The following is a 17893-nucleotide window of genomic DNA, read 5'->3' as shown; positions in this document are numbered from 1 at the left end:
CTTACAATGGCAATCCATTACCCTCGAGTGATTATTGGTTTGTGGTTGAATATACAGAACAAGAAGTACAAAAAGAATTTAAAGGTCACTTTACCCTGAAAAGGTAAGTACTTTATTTTAACTCACATAAAAAACTCCCGTTTATCGACGGGAGTTTTTTATGTGAGTTTAAAAGTGTCTATTAAAACTTAAATCCAACTGATAAAGCAATATTCGTGGTAATTGTATTGATAGATGCTTCATTTGTTAAACCTATATCATATAAGCGCTGTTTTCTATCTTGTTCTGCTCGCGCATAGGAGATGTCGAAGTTATAGTTTCCGAAGTTATACCCCATACCTAAAGAAAACCCGCTAAGATCACCCACAGTAATCTCATTTTGATAAGGACTTTCTTCGTATCGTAGTCCTCCTCTTAAACTCAAGTTATTAATACGATACTCTCCACCTAGTCGGAAAGTTGAAACTCCATTTAAAGAGTTTTCAATTGCATCGTTTAAGTCATTAAAATAAGAACTATCCGTGAAACTGTTGTATCCAGTTTCAAAATTTATAGCGCTATAATCCTTGTAGGAATAATCGAAGCTAATTAAGCCTTGTGTTCCGAAGATATAAGACGCACTGGCAGTAACTTTTCCTGGAGTAGTGATTTGATAATTTTCATAGATATTGATAACTCTTGGGTCCACATCGACGAAACTAGAATTACCATCATCAATTACTCTGGTTTCAAGTCGTTGGGATGTTTCTTCGGAAATCTCGTACCAAGTAGGTGTATCTAGTGAAAGGCCTAATCTGAAGTTTTCAGTAAGCTTTGCTATCGCGCCTATTTGTGCTGAAAAGCCAACTCCATCCACAGTAAGGTTGTTTTCGAATCCGATTTGATCTACACTGCTTCCGATATTGTTATTAGCTTCAAACAAAAAGCTACTTTGTCTGTAATCTATGGAGTGTGAATTCAAATTAATTCCGAGGAAAAAATTAGAAGATAACTGCGTAGCGAAATTGATTGTAAATTTATTGTTGGCACCTTCAGTGATATAGGCATATTCCTGATGAAATGTCCCTGGGGCAATTGTAGAAACATAATCGGTATTGGATGGGTCATTAGGATCGAGCGGGTCGATAATAAAACCTTGATAACCTAGAAAGGCATTTTGAGCAAATACTCCTTCGTTTTCTCCTAAAAACGCATATAAATCTGAAACAGATTCACCGCTTTGTAATTGAAGAAGATCTAAAGGAATACCCTGTGCTTGCGCAAGAAAAAATTGATCTACTGAAGCATTGGAGTCTCCAAAAATATAAAGCTCATCATCATAATTTCTGGAAGATTGATAGTTAATTCCTAAACTGAATTTTTTTAATTTTGAAGTTTCTGAAGGATTGTTGAATACGAAAACGGCACCCGCCTGATTCAGGTTCACATCTGTGATAATGCCTTTTGTATTTGTGTTAAAATAGGAGGTGCTATTCTCGAAATCGTTTGCTGAAACAGAAATTGAAGCCGAAGTGTTTAAAAATATAGCGCTCCCTGCCGGATTAATACTCATGGCAGATAAATCCCCGCCCAAAGATCCAAAGGCGCCACTTAGTGCATTATACCGGGCACTTCCGTAAGAATCGTCTAATGAATATCTGAGTCCGTCAGAAATGTTCTGTGCATTCGAAAAGCTCATGACTGTAACAGCCATGATAAAGAATATTTTCTTTTTCATAGAATTGTATTAATAAGAACCTCTAAGCAGATTAGTTGCGTCCTCCTCGTTTTCCTCCACTACTTCTTGTAGTTCCACTACTACGTGAAGTGGATGAAGATCTAGTAGTAGATCTCGTTGAACTTGACCGTGTAGTTTGAGGTGTTCTTGTTGTTGTTTGACGTGTAGTTCGTGGCGTTCTTGTTGTCGTAGAACGCGTCGTTCTTGGAGTTGTACTATTGTATCCTTCGCTTCTAGTAGTGTTAGATCGCACTGTATTACTATTAGTACGTCTTGTATTTTCAGCTCTGGAATATGAACTTCTTCTGTTTGAAGCAACATTCGATCGGTTTCTTGCTGTGTAACGACCATTATAAAGATTTGTATTGCTGCGTCCTCTGTTGTTGTATGCATAATGATTACCGCCATAACCATATCCATAGCCATATCCGTAACCATAGTTTCCGTAATAAGGATTGTAGTATCCTCCATAAAACGGAGAGCAATAATAACCTCCATAGTAAGGGTAACCCCAACCATAACTTATACCCCAATTAGGATAACCCCAATTGTATCCATAGCCCCAACCACTATATCGGTAAGGATTGTGCCAGTAACCATAACCATAGCCACCTGTATTATAAATATTGATTGTTGTACCTTCAGGATTTGTTCCCCATGCACCATTTTCTTCTGAATATTCAGCGTCTTCTGTTACAATATAGCCGTCTTCATCTAGCGTATCTGTAGAAGAGTAAGCTTCAACGTCGGTAAATATCGCGTCTTCAGTATCAAGTGCGTCATATTCACCAGATTTTGACTTAAAATATTGTTTATAATAGTTGGCTTTGTCTGTTTCTTCGGAAGTGTTTTCGGAAGTAACAGCGTTTTCCGAAGAATAAATACCGTCGGTGTCGCTATACCCATTGTTATGAGCGCCACAAGCACTAAGTAAAAGCACGACCACTCCTGAAAATATAAATGGAATGGCTTTTTTTAGATGTATGATAGAGGTATGCATAATAGCAGTTTTTTAATTGTTGGACATTATAAAAATAAGTAGTTTTGCCGAGATCTACTAATTAAATAAAAAGGTGCAATATTTGTGCCAAACTAAGGGCATGGCAAAGAATTTAACGACCAGAGGGGAAGATTATTCAAAATGGTATAACGAATTGGTCATACAGGCTGATCTTGCTGAAAACTCGGGAGTTAGAGGTTGTATGGTAATTAAACCTTATGGGTATGCTATTTGGGAAAAAATGCAGGCCGAATTGGACCGTATGTTTAAAGAAACGGGACATCAAAATGCTTACTTTCCAATTTTTATCCCTAAATCATATTTTAGTAAAGAGGCAAGTCACGTAGATGGATTTGCAAAAGAATGTGCTGTTGTTACGCATTATCGACTTAAAAATGCTGAAGATGGAAGTGGGATTATTGTAGATCCAGATGCGAAGTTGGAAGAAGAGCTTATCGTAAGACCAACTTCCGAAACTATTATCTGGGACACTTATCGCAAATGGATACAATCGTATCGTGATCTTCCATTATTAATAAATCAATGGGCGAATGTAGTGCGTTGGGAAATGCGAACGCGTCTTTTTTTACGTACCACCGAGTTTCTATGGCAGGAAGGTCATACTGCTCATGCTACAAAAAAGGAAGCTATTGCAGAAGCGGAACAAATGATGAATGTTTATGCCGAGTTTGTTGAAAACTATATGGCTGTACCGGTGATTAAAGGAACAAAGACCGAAAGTGAACGATTCGCTGGCGCTTTGGAAACCTATTGCATTGAAGCTTTAATGCAGGATGGAAAAGCATTGCAGGCAGGAACTTCCCACTTTTTAGGGCAAAATTTCGCTAAAGCCTTTGATGTAAAATACGCAACAAAAGAAGGAAAACAAGAATATGTTTGGGCCACATCCTGGGGTGTTTCAACGCGTTTAATGGGTGCGTTGGTTATGACACATAGTGATGATAATGGATTGGTATTACCTCCAAAATTAGCTCCGGATCAAGTTGTAATTGTCCCTATTTACAGAGGAGAAGAGCAGCTGGAAGAAGTAAGTGTTGTTGCAAGGGAACTTCAGAAAGAATTAAGAGCCAAAGGACTTAGAGTGAAATTCGATGACCGCGATACACAAAAACCGGGTTGGAAATTTAATGAGTACGAATTGAAAGGTGTGCCGGTTCGAATTGCAATAGGACCTAAAGATCTTGAGAAAGGTACTTTTGAAGTTGCCAGACGGGATACACTTCAAAAGGAAGTGATGGATAAGGGTGTTGTCGTGGATAAAATTGTCGCTTTGATGGATGAAATCCAAGATAATTTATACAATAGAGCGCTAAACTATCGATCTGAACATACAACTGAGGTGTCCAGTTACGATGAGTTTAAAGAAATAATCGATACCAAAGGCGGTTTTGTATCAGCCCATTGGGATGGCACTACCGAGACTGAAGAGCGTATAAAAAATGAAACGAAAGCAACCATACGTTGCATTCCAATTGATGTTAAGCAAGAGGAAGGAAGCTGTATGGTGACTGGAAAACCTTCGTCTTATAGGGTGTTATTTGCAAAAGCTTATTAATTTTTTAAAAAAAGTTTGAAAGGATTTGCAACAGTTAAAAATAGTTGTATTTTTGCACCCGCCTGAAAGACATAAATTATTGTAATTAATTGTCAATATGGTTTAAAATAAACAATGGTCCGTTCGTCTAGGGGTTAGGACGCCAGGTTTTCATCCTGGTAACAGGGGTTCGATTCCCCTACGGACTACAAAAGATAAGAATTAAAGAAAAGCAAAATGGCGAATCATAAGTCAGCATTAAAGAGAATTAGAAACAGCGAAACAAAGCGTTTACGCAACCGTTACCAGCATAAGACTGCTCGTAATGCTATGAAGAAATTCAAAGAGCTTACAACTAAGGCAGAGGCTGAAAAAATGTTTCCGGAAGTTGTGTCCATGATCGATAGATTAGCGAAGAAGAATATTATCCATGATAATAAGGCTTCCAACCTAAAATCGAATATGGCTAAGCACGTAGCAGCTTTATAGATCTATATTCTTATATCTTATTATAAACTCTTTCAGGAAACTGAAGGAGTTTTTTTGTGCTTTAAAATTATTTTTAAACCTCACTTGCCTCATATAATAAGTCTGTCATTTTCTCAGAATGAATTGAAATAATTCGTACCTTAATGTATTAATTTCAGAATAAAAAGAGAGAAACAAGATTAGGTTATACGATGAAGCTTTAGACTTCGACAACAGCGTTAATCCTCTCTCTTTAGGTGGTCTTGGCATCGCATAAAATTGAGATTAACTGAACCTTCAGAAAACGTCCTCATGAGCTCATTCAGTGAAATAATTGGGGTGGACATTAGCAAAGATGTCTTTGATGTGGTAGGGGAAACCATACCGCATAGACAATTTGCAAATAATGATGAAGGTTTTGCTGCCTTTCGAAAAGATGTGTCTAAAGACAGTCTAGTAGTTATGGAAGCGACAGGTTTATATCACGCTCGTTTATCACAGTTTCTGTACAGAAAAGGAATTCCGACCTCTGTGGTAAATCCGCTTTCAGTGAAACGTTTTATGCAAATGAAACTTGCAAAAATAAAAACTGATAAAAGCGACGCCAAGGCCATTTGTGAATATGGACAGTTATATGAAGTACCGCTTTTTACTGCACCTTCGTCATTTAGGCAAGAGGCAATGCAATTGTTCAGCCTTCGTGATCATTATCTTAAAAATCGCACCGCTGCTAAAAATAAGATCCACGGGGAAGAGGTGCTCGGCATTCCATCAAAATTTGTGTTTAGATCACTAAGACGAGATTTAAAACATCTTAATAAAGAGATCGCAATGATGGATAAAAAGTTGATGCAGATTGTGCTCCGATATTATGGCGAACAGTTTTCCCTGTTGTTTTCGATTCCGGGTATTGGAATACAAACCGCTTTAAGTCTGATCGTAGTAACAGATGGCTTCTCAAAATTCGATTCCGCTGCTAAGCTATGTAGTTATATAGGTATCACGCCAACGATTCGACAATCGGGAAGCAGTGTAAGGGGGAGAAGTCGGATAAGCAAGATTGGAAACAAGAAATTGCGAACTTTACTGTTTCTGTGCGCTTTTACGGCAAGTCAGTCTAATGAAGCATGCAAGGAACTCTATGATCGGTTGGTCGATCAAGGAAAAAGTAAAAAACTCGCTATGATAGCTGTTTCGAACAAATTGGTAAAACAGGCTTTTGCTATTGTGAAGTCTGGGCGACCTTATCAGGCTGGATTCTCATCGAGTTTAACCGTGACAAATTTAAATTGAGGTGGATTTCGTTCTCTCTATTATTTTAAAACAACTTCAGGCACCAATTTGCTAGCATCACCTTCATTTCTTAGGACATCCCGAACTATAGAAGAGGAAATATTACTCACCTCAGGCGAACACATTATAAAAATACTTTCTACTCCAGTCATTAATGCATTGGTTTGTGCGATGGGCTGTTCATAATTGAAATCGGAAGTATTTCTAAGTCCTCTTAAAATAAATTGGGCTTTTTCCTTTAGACAAAATTTGGCCGTGAGACCTTTGTAAGTTTTAACTTGAATCTTGTTATCATTTGCAAAGGATGCTTCTATAAATCGTTTACGATCTTCGAGTGAAAACATATACTTCTTATCTGCGTTCACTCCAATTGCAACGATTATCTCATCAAAAAGCGGCAATGCTCTTTTCAATACGTCAATATGTCCTATTGTAATAGGATCGAACGAACCCGGAAAGACAGCAATTTTTTTCATAATATAATTTTCACTGTAATTTTTATTTAATCAATCATGAAACTCCCAGCTCCAACTCCCAGCTTCCAGCATTTCACATCTATTTCAATTCTCTAAGTTACAGTATATTTTAATGACGGATGTGATAAATGGTTTTGAAAGCTATTTTATCGTTCTCGATAAGGCTTCTTCTATTAAAATTCCGAAGAATTGAGTGAGTGTCATACCTGCTTCTCTTGCTTGTTTTGGAATGATACTTTCTTTCGATAATCCAGGAGTAGTATTGGTTTCTATAAAATACGGTTCGCCGTTCTGTAAAATAAATTCACTTCGCGTAACTCCAGCCATGTTTAAAATACTGTAAACGTGCTTGGCTTCATTTTGAACTTTTATCGTTTCTTCTTCGGAAATACGGGCTGGTGTTATTTCTTGTGATTTACCCAAATATTTGGCTTCGTAATCGAAGAAGTCATTTTCTGAAACTATTTCGGTTGGAGAAAAAACTACCAATTTTCCTTGGTTGGTATACACACCTACCGAAACTTCTGGACCAACCAGCGCTGTTTCAATAATCACTTCATGGTCTTCTTTAAATGCTTTGTCTATTGCGGGAAGCAACTGGTCGAGCGTATTTACTTTGCTCACTCCGAAACTGGATCCAGCACGATTTGGTTTCACAAAACACGGAAGTCCTACTTTTTTTACAATTTCTTCGGAAGGAATTTCGCTTCCTTTATTGATGTAGTAAGAATTGGCGCATTTTATTCCGAAGTTCTTTAATACAGAAAGACAATCACGTTTATTAAAGCTTAATGCCGCCTGATAAAATCCGGTGGTGGTATGAGGCATCCCAATTAGATCCCAATACGACTGAAGCAATCCGTCTTCACCTGGAGTTCCGTGCACCGTATTAAATATAACATCGGGCACAATGGTAATATCTCCATTCTTGAAACTAAAGTTCTCTTTACTAACTGAATGTTTATCTCCAGATTCTGAAATAAAATACCAACCCTTCTTTAATATATGTATTGGATAGATATTATATTTTTCGGTGTCGAGCGATTCGCATACCACAGCGCCACTTTTAAGTGAAATTTCAAATTCACTGGAATAACCACCCATAACGACGGCAACATTTTTTTTAGTCATAACAAAAGCAAAAATAGATCGTTAACACTTAAGCTGTAATATATGGTTAAATTAAGATCCTTTAGCCATAAACGCTAGTAACACGAAATTAGTTGAAATTAATGATACTTCAAATGATAATTGTACTAGTGAGAACATTTTATTTACATGTTAGATTCGTCCGATATGATAAATAATTAAGAAACTTGAAGGTCGAAAAGCGTATTTCGGCATTTGTTGTTTCTTTTTTTAACTTAATCTGCTTCAGGTTTTATATTTTTGCGCTTCAATTAATCATCTATGACATTTTTTCGATATTTATTTACGAAGGCTTTTTTAAAGCAACTGCTATTTGCAGTTCTAGCCCTTGTCGTTCTTTCCTTTTTAATTCTTTGGTGGTTGCGATCTACAACCAATCACAGTCAGAAAATTGAGGTGCCTAATCTAGCTACTATGTCTTTAGATAAAGTAGAAGAGCAATTGGAAGAATTAGACCTGCGTTATGAAATTCTCGATTCTGCGAATTACAATCCGGATTATCCAAAATATTCGGTTATTGAGCAAATTCCGAAGGCAGGGAAGTTTGTAAAGGAAAATCGAAAGATCTACCTTACTTTAAATCCTTCAGATTACCGAAAAATAAAAGTGCCTAACGTTTTAGGGAAAACCGGACGTCAAGCGCAGCCTACCTTATTAGCGATGGGCTTTAAAATAGGGAAAGTAAGCACACGCCCTCATATTAGTGACCATGTATTAGAACTTCGTTATAAAGGAAGTAAGCTAGAGCCGGGTACTGAAATTCCGAAGACTTCAGAAATTGATCTTATCGTTGGTGATGGATCTCAAAATCGCGTTAATGAGGCTTCCGAAGAAAACATAGAAGAAATAGAGGAAGATGGAGGAAACTAATTACGAAGTCCCTGAAGAGGATCAGGGCAACGACGATTTATACGAACATTTCAGATTTGTAGCAGACAAGGGGCAACAGCCGCTTCGCATTGATAAGTACCTTATGAATAAGGTAGAAAATGCTACACGGAATAAAATTCAGAAATCAGCAAAAGACGGAAATATTTTTGTCAATGATGTTGCGGTCAAATCCAATTATAAGGTGAAGCCCAACGACATTATTACTGTGCTTTTTGAACATCCTCCCTATGAGTATTTGCTAAAACCAGAAGATATCCCTATCAATATTGTATATGAAGATGATGATGTACTGGTGGTAAATAAGGAGGCTGGTATGGTGGTGCATCCCGGACACGGAAACTACAGTGGTACTCTAATAAATGCGCTTACTTTTCATTTCGATAATCTTCCTAATAATAGTAGTAATCGCCCAGGACTTGTGCATCGAATCGATAAAGATACCAGCGGATTACTGGTAGTCGCCAAGACTGAAATTGCTATGACAAAATTGTCGCGTCAATTTTTTAAAAAAACGACCGAACGGGAATATGTCGCGATTGCATGGGGAAATATGGAGGAGGACGAAGGTACTATTGAAGGAAATATTGGCCGACATCCAAAAAATAGATTGCAGAATACTGTTTTTGAAGGCGATGATGCCGATGAGAAAGGGAAACCGGCAGTCACTCATTATAAGGTGTTGGAACGACTTACCTATGTGACCTTAGTTTCTTGTAGATTAGAAACTGGCCGAACTCATCAAATTCGTGTCCATATGAAATATATTGGACATACACTTTTTAATGATGAACGTTACGGAGGGGAGCGAATTTTAAAGGGTACTACATTTAGTAAATACAAGCAGTTTGTTGAGAACTGTTTCAAAGCGCTGCCTCGTCAAGCATTACATGCAAGAACTCTTGGATTTAAACATCCTGTAAGTGGAGAAATGCTTCGTTTTGAAGCCCCTATTCCAGATGATATGCAGGCATGTCTTGAAAAATGGCGTACGTATTCCAGACATGTTATAGAATAAAGTATTTTGTTCTATGTCTGTTCAAGCGCAGTCGAGAACTTAAAGTTACAAGATATTGAGTGGGTCTCGACTGCGCTCGACCTGACAAGTCGAGTATTTTTATTACCAATTTAAGATAAAAAGTCAATTTTTGACTACTCTCTTATCCATTTAGCAGTATAATTCTTATTCCCACTTGAGATGTGGACAAAGTAAATTCCGCTTTTAAGCGATGTCAAATTGTATTGGAGTGTTTCATTTTCAACTATGTTGGTAGCTTCGGAAAAAACTTCCTTTCCATCAACACTATAAACTTTTAAAGTTGCATCATTTAGATTTAATGGCAGTGAGAGTGTTAGATTTCCATCTGAAGGATTTGGATTAATAGTCACTTTAATTCCAGCGTTAAATTCATTAACACCTGCAACCGGTTCTGTAACCAATCCATCTCTAAAATTACTTCCTTTATAACCATTTCTCAATATTTTCGATGCGTCGTAAGGAACATCTAAATTATAGGAAGTAACAAAAGCCATGTCGGTTCCTGTTCCAAAGGTTAGGGTATAAGAATTAACCGTTAGGTCCATCATCCCGTCGCCATCAATATCGCCTACTACAGCACCATTTAGAAATGTAAATCCGTCAGGGCGTAAAGGGAATCCGGCGATTTCACCGCTTCCATCTAAGGAATACGCATGTAAGTACCCAACATCGCTTGCGTCGGTAATTACACTTCCGAAGATAATATCCATCACACCATCATTATTTATATCTGCGATACTTATTACGCCTTCATTTCCACCGTATTTGTTGATAGGAAAATCAGGTAGATTTGAGCCATCTGGTGCAAGTCCGTATATCACATCCAGTGGATCACCGTTTCCGCTAGTGTTCCTGTCTGCCAAAAACAATTCGTAAGTTCCATTGTTATCTACATCTGCTACAGTGGCAGGTGAATAGGTCCATCCGGCAGTTGCAATTGGCCAACCTGCTCTATAAGTTGCGTCGTGTTCCATTACATAAAAACCTGCTGCATCACCATGATTGCTACCAACGATTTCCAAGGTATCGTCATTATCGAGGTCTACTAAAATGGGTGATTGGTACGAATATTTTACATTTGAATCGACCACTGGAAAACCTGTTAGAAGAGTTCCATTACTATCGTAGGCGTACATTCCAGTGGAAGAAGTGGCTATTACCACATCTTTATTTCCATCATTGTCTATATCACCTATAGATGGAGTAAAGGCAGGGGTGGCGTTAAATTGCACAGGCCAATTGGCATTAATTGGCGTTCCGTCTAAGTTGAGGGCGTGTACATATCCTTCGGTACTTCCGGTACGTTCGCAAGTAATGATATCCAACGTTCCATTATCATCTAGATCGGAAACAGCCGGGGCGTTGATCATCCATTTATCATTAAAGTTCAATGGCCATCCCGGAAGATCGTTACCTACATGGTCTAAGGCGTAGATTCGTCCTACTGTGGTTGGATATCCGGTATTTACAATTACTTCCATATCGCCATCATTATCCATATCAACTACTGTAGGAGGAAGAAGTATTGGGCCTAAAACCGTTTTTTGCCATAATATAGAGCCGTCACCTTTTAGCGCATAAAGCTCGGTGTCGATCCCAAAAATAATCTCGTCGAATCCATCAATATCCAAATCGGCAAGTGTTACTCCTCTTGAATTCTTTATTTGAGGATTTGCTGGTCTGCTGAAACTAAAAAGTTCCGTGATAGGTTGTTGTAAAGGGTTTAAATTTGATAGTTCCTCCGGAAGAATTATGTTTTCTACCATTATCGTTCCATCTGGAGCAAGTGATGCTTTTTTAGCAGTATTGTTTTGAGCAGAAACTGTTAGCGATATTAGTAAAATTGCTATAAAATGTAGACGTATTGATCTTTGCATAGTGTGAAGTTTTTTGTTAGAGAGTTAAATCTACTTATTTTTTTCTGAAACAAATACGCTGAGCGTGTTAATCTTTGTAGGAGGGGCTTGTCAATGAAGAAGCTTATTTTACTATTGGTTTATTATATGAGTGTTGGTTGTTCTAACCCATAATTCTTGTTATTTTTGAGGAAAAGAATATTACTATGAAATTAGTCCTTTCGCCGGCAAAAACCTTAGACTATACAACTAAGTTGCCTACAAGCCGTGGCACTCAACCTAGATTTTTAGAGCAAGCTGAAATGCTCAATAATAAGCTTGAAAAGAAGTCGAAGAAAGCGATTCGCGAGCTAATGCATATTAGCGATAAATTGGCAGAATTGAATTATCAACGATATAAGGAATTCTCTCTTCCCTTTAATAAAACTAATGCAAGACCGGCGGTTTATGCCTTCGCAGGTGATGTGTATCTTGGCCTCGAAGCTTATACCATTCCTGAGAACAAAATAGATTCCTTGCAAAATACAGTGCGAATTCTATCTGGCATGTTTGGGGTTTTGAGACCATTGGATCTCATGCAGCCATATCGATTGGAAATGGGTACAGACCTTAAAGTAAACCGTAAGAAAAATCTTTATCACTTTTGGGGGAAAACTGTTACCGAAGCACTGAATGACGAAATGAATGATGATGAATTATTCTTAAATCTTGCTAGCATTGAATATTTTAAAGTTGTCGATCCTAAGTTGTTGAAGGTTCCGGTTATCTCTCCGGTTTTCAAGGACCTCAAAAACGGGAAACTTAAGATCATTTCTTTCTTCGCGAAGAAAGCACGTGGTAGTATGGCGCGCTATTGTGTCGACACCAATGCAAATAGTCTAGATGATGTAAAAGGATTCAACTACGACGGTTATGCTTTTAGTGAGCAGTACACCGAAAATGAAAACGAGCCTGTTTTTGTGCGTTAATGTTTATTCATACACATCCATACCCACCATTTCTTTTTGATAATGCCACCAAACTCATTGTTGGCACATTGCCTCCTCCCAGATTTACCGAAGGTGATCTAAAAGAAGGTGATGTTAATTTTTGCTACGGAAGTCGGGACGGACAGTTATGGCCAATTTTAGATAGATTGTTTGATTTGAAACTTAAATTTGAAACTACGGCTGAAGCGATACTACAACGGAAGCAGTTTCTTACCACCAGGAAAATTGGAATTTGTGATATTGTAGCCTCTGCAAAAAGGGACAAAGTGGATGCTTCAGATCTTGGGATGCAGGAAATTGAATTGCGGGATCTTGTCGAGGTGCTTCAGAATCATCCCAAGGTGGATACTTTATTATTTACGGGTGGAAATAGTAAAAATGGCCCCGAGTATTTCTTCCGAAGACATTTAAAGGAGTATAATATTGCTCTTCGAGTTATTTCGAAGGAGGTACCTCGAATTCATGAATTTGCCCTTCCGAAGTCATTAAGAATAATAAAAACAGTATCACTAACAGCACCTTCAGGAGCAGCAAATAGGGCAGTTGGTAGCTTGCAAAAATACAAGGATATGAAGACTAACAATCCGGAGCTTACTACGATTGATTTCAGAATGGAGCAATACCGTCCATTTTTCTAAAATATATATCAGTCTTGTTTAAATCAATTATATTGCAAAATAATTGAAGTAAATTTATGAGAAAGCTCACTCAACAAATTAATGGGACATCCTTAGCAATTTTTAGAATAGGCTTTGGACTGATAATGATTTGGGAGTTGATTTACTTTTTGAGATTGGATTTTGTAAAGGTATTTTTAGTACAACCACAGCTACAGTTTACCTATTCTTTTTTACCGTTTTTAAAGCCACTTCCCGAACCTATTTTGGATCTGCTAATTGTTGTCTTATTGGTAGCATGCTTCTTTATAATAATTGGAAGGTACTACAAACAGGCTATGATTATTTTTTTTGTTGGATTTACATATATTTTTCTACTCGACAAAGCGTATTATAATAATCACTTATACCTTATTTGTCTTCTTTCGTTTTTAATGATATTTATTCCTGCAGATAGTAGGTTGTCCTTTAAAAAGAGTAAAGAAAAAGCTTCAAAACCCCCACTGTATTGGCATCTTTTAGTGTTAAGAATACAATTGGCAATTGTCTATTTTTTTGGCGGCATAGCAAAGTTAAATCACGACTGGCTGGTGAATAATGAGCCCGTAAGATCGATCCTAAATAATACTGCTAAGACAAGATTTCTAGGAGATGCGCTTACTTCAGATTTTTCAATTTATTTCTTCACCTATGGCGGACTCGTTTTTGACTTAGTTGTTCCAATATTGTTATTTATACCGAAGACAAGAACAATAGCCGTTTTAGCTGCATTACTCTTTAATGTTTTAAACGCCTGGCTTTTTGAAGATATTAATATTTTCCCTTATTTTATGATGCTTTCTCTAATCCTGTTTTTAGACCCTGAGAGGGTGGCGAATTTTGTAAGAAGAAAGTTTGAAGGGAAAAAAACTAGTGTTCAGCAATCTTCCGATTTAGGGAGTTTAAAATCTCCAATGCTTATCGTTTTAAGTGCGTATTTTTTAATTCAATTGCTGCTACCTATACGACATTTTCTATTCAAAGGAAATACAGATTGGACGGGAATTGGTCAACGCTTTGCATGGCGCATGAAAATACAGCATAGAAGTTTGGAGAAAATGGAATTTAAAGTATGGGATGTAAAGAAGAAGGTAATTTATCCGGTTGGTATGAATCAGTACGGACTTAATCAGGATCAAATTAATTTAATTGCTTACGACCCATCAGCCATCATACAGTTTGCGGAGTTTTTAAAAATACATACCAAAGAGAATAAAGGGATGGGCGAAGTATTGGTAAAGAGTGATGTCGAAGTCCGATTTAACGGTAGAAAACCACAAATAATTTTTGATAATGAACTCAATTTGTTGAAAGTGGGAACTAGTTCTTTGGAGCTCTCAAAATCGATACAAGCTTTAAAAGAACACTAATAAAATTTATAAATATGAAAAAGAAATTGAAATACAGTTTCATCTCATTTTTGACTTTGAGAGCACGATTTTTAGTTTGTGCAATTTCATTGTTAGTTTTACAGAGTTGCGATAAAAATCAAACAGCTGAGGAAGAATTTTCAGGGCCGTTGTTTACATCAATTTCTCCGGAAGCATCTGGTGTTAATTTTATAAATACAGTTCCGGAAACGCCCGAAATGAACATTTTAACGTATCAGTACCTTCATAATGGGGCTGGAGTTTCTGTAGGTGACATCAATAATGATGGGCTCGCTGATATATTCTTCAACGCCAATTATGGACCTAATCATCTGTATTTAAATAAGGGCGATTTCAAATTTGAGGAGATTGGAAGAGCTGCCGGTATCGGTGGAAAAAGAGCCTGGTCTACCGGATGCACTATGGTAGACATTAACAACGATGGATTTCTAGATATATATCTGAGTTACTCGGGAAATTCGACGCCCAACTTCAGGAAAAATGAACTTTTTATAAATAACGGAGATCTCACTTTTACTGAAAAAGCTTCAGAATATGGCTTGGCCGATACTGGTTATTCAACGCAAGCATCATTCTTCGACTACGATAAGGATGGAGATCTCGATATGTTTATGCTTAATCATCCCATTACTCCAGAGCAGAATTTGGATTTTAACACCATGGTTTCAGAAAGAAATGAAGATGCCGGAGACCGTTTGTATAGAAATGACAATGGAAAATTTGTGGATGTTAGTGAAGAGGCAGGTATTATTGGTAATAGTATAGGATTTGGATTAAGCGTTTCGGTTGGAGATATTAACAACGATGGCTGGCCAGATCTCTATGTGTGTAACGATTATCTGGAACGTGATTATTTGTATTTTAATAATGGTGACGGTAGCTTTTCAGAAAAAGCAAAAGAGGCAACACGTCATATTTCGAATTTCTCCATGGGCTCCGACATGGCCGATTTCAACAATGACGGTTTTCTGGATCTAATGGTAGTCGACATGGTTGCCGAAGATAACTACCGTATTAAAACGAATATGTCAGGAATGAATCCGGAGCGTTTTTACAATGCTGTGAATCATGGTTTTCATTACCAGTATATGATGAATACCTTGCAAATGAACAATGGGAATGGCACTTTTAGTGAAGTTTCAAAATTGGCTGGTGTCGCAAATACAGATTGGAGCTGGGCTCCTCTTTGGGCCGATTTCGACAATGATGGTCTAAAAGATCTTTTTGTAACAAATGGACTTCGGAAAGAAGCAAGAAACAATGACTTTGTGAAAAAGAAGAAGATCTGGTTGAAGGAAATGGAGAAGAATCCTGAGAAACAGTTGGAGTTGATGAAAAAGATTCTGGATGAAATGCCAGCAACCAAACTAAAGAATTACAGTTTTAAAAATGAAGGTGATATTTCTTTTGCTAAAACCACAGAAATGTGGGGCTTAGATGAGCCATCTTTTTCAACAGGTGCTGCCTATGCAGATCTCGATAACGATGGAGATTTGGATCTTATAGTTTCGAATATTGATAGCCCCGCATTTATTTATAAGAATAACGGTGAAAAACAAAAGTCCGATCATTATCTAAAAGTAAAACTTAATGGTTCTCAGCAGAATCGATCGGCGCTAGGAGCACGTGTTACTGTTAAAAGTGGAGATGATTTTCAAATGAAGGAACATTATTTAAATCATGGCTATTTATCTTCTATGGAAGACAAATTACATTTTGGACTGGGAAAAAGCTCCAAGATAGATTCGTTATGGGTGGAATGGCCGGATGGCAGCCGCAAAGTGCTTACTAATTTAGAGGTTGACAGAGAACTATTAATTGATTTTAAAGAAGGCGAATCAGCGCCAATAGCTAGTTTGTATAAGATTGAGACTAAAAAATTGATGACTGAAGACACTGATAAGATTGCACTCGATTTTAAGCATGTGGAAAATGAGTATAACGATTTTGAAAAAGAAAGTCTGCTGCCTCATAAATTGTCTATGATGGGACCCGGGATGGCAGTTGCCGATGTAAACGGTGATGGTCTCGATGATTTTTATATTGGGGGAGCGAAAGGAGTCGGAGGGAAAATTTATCAACAGAATTTGGATGGAACTTTTGCTGAAACTAATACAATTAACTTTAGTAGAGACTCCGGTTGTGAAGATGTAGCTGCCGTATTTTTTGATGCCGATAATGATGGGGACCAGGATTTGTATCTGGTGAGTGGTGGGAATGAATTTGAAGCCGAAGCCCGACAATTACAAGATCGCTTATACCTAAACAATGGTAAAGGTGATTTTCAAAAGGCCATAAAAGAACTGCCCAGAATGTTAACCAGTGGGGGTTGCGTTGCGGTTGAAGATTTCGATGGCGATGGAGATTTAGACATTTTCGTAGGAGGACGGGTAATTCCCGGACAATACCCGAAAGCGCCACGTAGCTATTTGCTTCGGAATGATTCGGGAGTTTTTGTGGATGTTACTTCGAAAGTGGCTCCGGGACTATTGGAACCTGGCTTAGTGACATCGGCGATCTGGACCGATTATGATAAAGATGGTAGAAAAGATTTGATGATAGCGGGAGAATGGATGCCAATTACAGTATTTAAAAACAATGAAAGTGGTTTGGTGAATGTTTCCGAAGCCATTGGTTTAAATAACACTAACGGATGGTGGTATAGTATTGCAGCAGGTGATTTCGATAATGATGGTGATGAAGATTATATCGCGGGTAATCTGGGGCAAAATTATAAGTATCAAGCCAGTCCCGACAATACTTTCGATATCTATTACGATGATTTTGATGATAATAATACAGGGGATATCGTATTGAGCTACAAAGAAGATGGGAAGGCTGTTCCTTTGCGCGGTAGACAATGTTCGTCTGAACAAATGCCTTTTATTAAGGAGAAGTTTGGTACTTACGATGAATTTGCGAAAGCCAGTTTGGAAGATATTTTTGACGAGGAAAAGTTGAAAAGCGCTTTGCATCTCGAGGCAAAATCGTTTGCGAGTGTTTTTATAAGAAATAATGGTAAAAATGGATGGGAAATCATAGACTTACCTAGAATGGCACAGTTGTCTTCAGTTAATTCCATTTTAGTTCGCGATATGGATAATGACGGAAAATTGGATGCTGTTTTAAGTGGTAATTTATTTGCTTCGGAAGTGGAAACCCCTAGAAATGATGCAGGTAACGGATTAATATTAAAAGGAAATGGCAATGGCGGTTTTGTGCCACTTACATTTCAGAAAACAGGATTTTTCACACCTAAAGACAGCAAAGAACTTCATTTTATAACCATCAGAAATGCACCACATATTGCCGTAGTAAACAATAACGATATATTACAGTTTTTTCAATTTTAGAATAAAGATTATTATGTGATTTTAAGAACAGACTCATGGTCTACAATTGTGAAATACAATAAT

15 protein-coding genes and 1 tRNA gene are annotated in these 17893 nt (G+C 37.5%); 11 read left to right on the top strand and 5 right to left on the bottom strand.

Annotated features, from left to right (window positions below; all coding sequences use genetic code 11):
* The coding region (locus BXY75_RS17400; RefSeq protein WP_147437206.1) for a T9SS type B sorting domain-containing protein at window positions 1-107 on the top strand (107 nt) is incomplete at its 5' end.
* A gap of 74 nt (window positions 108-181) precedes the next feature.
* Here BXY75_RS17400 and BXY75_RS16360 read toward each other — a convergent pair.
* Both BXY75_RS16360 and BXY75_RS16355 read right to left on the bottom strand, forming a co-directional pair.
* A complete protein-coding gene (locus BXY75_RS16360) occupies window positions 182-1717 on the bottom strand; it encodes an OmpP1/FadL family transporter (RefSeq protein ID WP_121908849.1) in 1536 nt (511 codons plus the stop codon).
* A 31-nt stretch (window positions 1718-1748) separates the two neighbouring features.
* Complete coding sequence (locus BXY75_RS16355; protein ID WP_121908848.1) at window positions 1749-2717, bottom strand: hypothetical protein; 969 nt, start codon at window positions 2715-2717, stop codon at window positions 1749-1751.
* Window positions 2718-2817: 100 nt separating this feature from the next.
* Between BXY75_RS16355 and proS the strand changes: the two genes are divergently transcribed.
* From proS to BXY75_RS16335, 4 genes are all read left to right on the top strand, one after another.
* Window positions 2818-4293, top strand: a complete 1476-nt coding sequence (gene proS, locus BXY75_RS16350) for a proline--tRNA ligase (protein WP_121908847.1) — start codon at window positions 2818-2820, stop codon at window positions 4291-4293.
* A 116-nt stretch (window positions 4294-4409) separates the two neighbouring features.
* Window positions 4410-4481: transfer RNA gene (locus tag BXY75_RS16345), tRNA-Glu, on the top strand.
* A 28-nt stretch (window positions 4482-4509) separates the two neighbouring features.
* Window positions 4510-4761 carry a 30S ribosomal protein S20 gene (rpsT, locus tag BXY75_RS16340; RefSeq protein WP_121908846.1) on the top strand — a complete coding sequence of 84 codons (252 nt, stop codon included), beginning with the start codon at window positions 4510-4512 and terminating at the stop codon, window positions 4759-4761.
* A 291-nt stretch (window positions 4762-5052) separates the two neighbouring features.
* Window positions 5053-6033, top strand: a complete 981-nt coding sequence (locus tag BXY75_RS16335; RefSeq protein ID WP_121908845.1) for an IS110 family RNA-guided transposase — start codon at window positions 5053-5055, stop codon at window positions 6031-6033.
* Between the two features lie 20 nt (window positions 6034-6053).
* On the opposite strand, the gene coaD is transcribed toward BXY75_RS16335, so the two are convergent.
* Both coaD and BXY75_RS16325 read right to left on the bottom strand, forming a co-directional pair.
* Window positions 6054-6509, bottom strand: coding sequence for a pantetheine-phosphate adenylyltransferase (coaD, locus tag BXY75_RS16330; RefSeq protein ID WP_121908844.1), 456 nt, complete (start codon window positions 6507-6509; stop codon window positions 6054-6056).
* A 141-nt stretch (window positions 6510-6650) separates the two neighbouring features.
* Window positions 6651-7640: a D-alanine--D-alanine ligase gene (locus tag BXY75_RS16325; RefSeq protein WP_121908843.1), complete on the bottom strand. Its 990-nt coding sequence runs from the start codon at window positions 7638-7640 to the stop codon at window positions 6651-6653.
* 279 nt (window positions 7641-7919) lie between these two features.
* Between BXY75_RS16325 and BXY75_RS16320 the strand changes: the two genes are divergently transcribed.
* Together BXY75_RS16320 and BXY75_RS16315 are read left to right on the top strand one after the other, a co-directional pair.
* Window positions 7920-8528 (top strand): PASTA domain-containing protein, encoded by a 609-nt coding sequence (locus BXY75_RS16320; RefSeq protein ID WP_121908842.1) that lies wholly within the window; start codon window positions 7920-7922, stop codon window positions 8526-8528.
* Window positions 8515-9564 carry an RluA family pseudouridine synthase gene (locus BXY75_RS16315; RefSeq protein WP_121908841.1) on the top strand — a complete coding sequence of 350 codons (1050 nt, stop codon included), beginning with the start codon at window positions 8515-8517 and terminating at the stop codon, window positions 9562-9564. Before BXY75_RS16320 ends, BXY75_RS16315 begins: the two co-directional genes overlap by 14 nt.
* A 134-nt stretch (window positions 9565-9698) precedes the next feature.
* On the opposite strand, the gene BXY75_RS16310 is transcribed toward BXY75_RS16315, so the two are convergent.
* Window positions 9699-11462, bottom strand: coding sequence for a T9SS type A sorting domain-containing protein (locus tag BXY75_RS16310; protein WP_121908840.1), 1764 nt, complete (start codon window positions 11460-11462; stop codon window positions 9699-9701).
* Window positions 11463-11647: 185 nt separating this feature from the next.
* Here BXY75_RS16310 and yaaA point away from each other — a divergent pair, with 185 nt between their 5' ends.
* From yaaA to BXY75_RS16290, 4 genes are read left to right on the top strand one after another with little or no spacing between them, the layout of a single operon-like run.
* Window positions 11648-12409, top strand: coding sequence for a peroxide stress protein YaaA (yaaA, locus tag BXY75_RS16305; protein ID WP_121908839.1), 762 nt, complete (start codon window positions 11648-11650; stop codon window positions 12407-12409).
* Window positions 12409-13068: a uracil-DNA glycosylase family protein gene (locus tag BXY75_RS16300; protein ID WP_121908838.1), complete on the top strand. Its 660-nt coding sequence runs from the start codon at window positions 12409-12411 to the stop codon at window positions 13066-13068. Before yaaA ends, BXY75_RS16300 begins: the two co-directional genes overlap by 1 nt.
* Before the next feature lie 56 nt (window positions 13069-13124).
* Window positions 13125-14456, top strand: a complete 1332-nt coding sequence (locus tag BXY75_RS16295; protein ID WP_121908837.1) for an HTTM domain-containing protein — start codon at window positions 13125-13127, stop codon at window positions 14454-14456.
* Window positions 14457-14470: 14 nt separating this feature from the next.
* Entirely contained in the window at window positions 14471-17830 is a 3360-nt protein-coding gene (locus BXY75_RS16290) for a VCBS repeat-containing protein (protein ID WP_121908836.1), read from the top strand.
* Window positions 17831-17893: the final 63 nt, after the last annotated feature.

Source organism: Ulvibacter antarcticus (assembly GCF_003688405.1).
Classification (GTDB): domain Bacteria; phylum Bacteroidota; class Bacteroidia; order Flavobacteriales; family Flavobacteriaceae; genus Ulvibacter; species Ulvibacter antarcticus.
This window is presented reverse-complemented; position numbering and strand designations above follow the sequence as displayed.

Bases quoted from the DNA above. Each gene is read 5' to 3' on its own strand.
- BXY75_RS16315 (WP_121908841.1), top strand. From the start codon at position 8,515: ATGGAGGAAACTAATTACGAAGTCCCTGAAGAGGATCAGGGCAACGAC.
- BXY75_RS16360 (WP_121908849.1), bottom strand. From the start codon at position 1,717: ATGAAAAAGAAAATATTCTTTATCATGGCTGTTACAGTCATGAGCTTT.
- yaaA (WP_121908839.1), top strand. From the start codon at position 11,648: ATGAAATTAGTCCTTTCGCCGGCAAAAACCTTAGACTATACAACTAAG.
- BXY75_RS16295 (WP_121908837.1), top strand. From the start codon at position 13,125: ATGAGAAAGCTCACTCAACAAATTAATGGGACATCCTTAGCAATTTTT.
- BXY75_RS16355 (WP_121908848.1), bottom strand. From the start codon at position 2,717: ATGCATACCTCTATCATACATCTAAAAAAAGCCATTCCATTTATATTT.
- proS (WP_121908847.1), top strand. From the start codon at position 2,818: ATGGCAAAGAATTTAACGACCAGAGGGGAAGATTATTCAAAATGGTAT.
- BXY75_RS16290 (WP_121908836.1), top strand. From the start codon at position 14,471: ATGAAAAAGAAATTGAAATACAGTTTCATCTCATTTTTGACTTTGAGA.
- BXY75_RS16320 (WP_121908842.1), top strand. From the start codon at position 7,920: ATGACATTTTTTCGATATTTATTTACGAAGGCTTTTTTAAAGCAACTG.
- BXY75_RS16300 (WP_121908838.1), top strand. From the start codon at position 12,409: ATGTTTATTCATACACATCCATACCCACCATTTCTTTTTGATAATGCC.
- BXY75_RS16325 (WP_121908843.1), bottom strand. From the start codon at position 7,640: ATGACTAAAAAAAATGTTGCCGTCGTTATGGGTGGTTATTCCAGTGAA.
- BXY75_RS16335 (WP_121908845.1), top strand. From the start codon at position 5,053: ATGAGCTCATTCAGTGAAATAATTGGGGTGGACATTAGCAAAGATGTC.
- rpsT (WP_121908846.1), top strand. From the start codon at position 4,510: ATGGCGAATCATAAGTCAGCATTAAAGAGAATTAGAAACAGCGAAACA.
- coaD (WP_121908844.1), bottom strand. From the start codon at position 6,509: ATGAAAAAAATTGCTGTCTTTCCGGGTTCGTTCGATCCTATTACAATA.
- BXY75_RS16310 (WP_121908840.1), bottom strand. From the start codon at position 11,462: ATGCAAAGATCAATACGTCTACATTTTATAGCAATTTTACTAATATCG.